An 853-nucleotide genomic window follows, 5' to 3' on the forward strand; every position below is an offset into this window, starting at 1 on the left:
GTGAAGATCAACATCCACGAGCAGATCTTCGCCTGGCGCAAGGTGCTGGCCGAGGAGCACCAGATCCCGATGCTCAAGCAGGGCATGATGAAGGCCGCGGGCGCCGTGCTCTCAAGGCCTGCGGCCTACCGGGCGGCGATCGGCGCGGCGGATTCGGCGCTCAAGGTGCTGCCGCGCTTCGCCGTCTACAACCCGCTCAACACCTGGGGGAAGAAGCGCGAGATGCCCGACGCTCCCCGGCAGAGCTTCCACGCTTGGTACAGGGAGAACCGCATGAAGGACGGCGCCAAATGAGCGCGCGCGACGCGATCCTGGCCGAGATCCGGAAGAACCGGCCGGCGGGCGAGCACCCGCTGCCCGCGGTGCCGCGGTTCACGCCGCTCGTCGGCGACGACCTCGTGGCCGAGTTCGGCGAGCGCCTGAAGCGCATGGGCGGTCGCATCGCCGAGCCCGGGGCGGACGACGTCTTCGCGGGCGTGCGCGAGCGCCTGGACGGGGCGAAGGTCGTCGCCTCCGCGGTGCCCGAACTCGCCGGCAACCGCGATCTCGAGGCGGTCGCCCGGCCGCGGGACGTGGACGACGTCGACGTGGCGGTGGTGCGCGCCGTGTTCGGCATCGCGGAGACGGGCTCGGTGCTGTTCACGGAAGGTCAGTTGATCGTGAACGCGGTGGCCTACCTCGCCCAGCACCTCGTGGTGCTGCTCGATCCCGCCGACATCCTGCCCAACGTTCAGGCAGCCTACCTGCGCCCCGAATTCGGGCAGGCCGCCTACGCGGTGCTGCATACAGGGCCGTCGGCCACCGCCGACATCGAGGGCGTGCTGATCCACGGGGCGCAGGGGGTGCGCTCCCT

At 70.7% G+C, this 853-nt stretch carries 2 protein-coding genes; both read left to right on the forward strand.

From position 1 onward, the window contains the following. Positions 1–294: lactate utilisation protein LutB domain-containing protein (locus AX737_RS31235; protein ID WP_156454074.1), on the forward strand; the 294-nt coding region annotated here is incomplete at its 5' end. Further along, the coding region (locus tag AX737_RS31240) for an LUD domain-containing protein (RefSeq protein ID WP_066928068.1) at positions 291–853 on the forward strand (563 nt) is incomplete at its 3' end. The genes AX737_RS31235 and AX737_RS31240, both read left to right, overlap by 4 nt.

Origin of the sequence: Methylobacterium sp. CCH5-D2 (assembly GCF_001556475.1) — a bacterium.
Classification (GTDB): Bacteria; Pseudomonadota; Alphaproteobacteria; order Rhizobiales; family Beijerinckiaceae; genus Methylobacterium; species Methylobacterium hispanicum.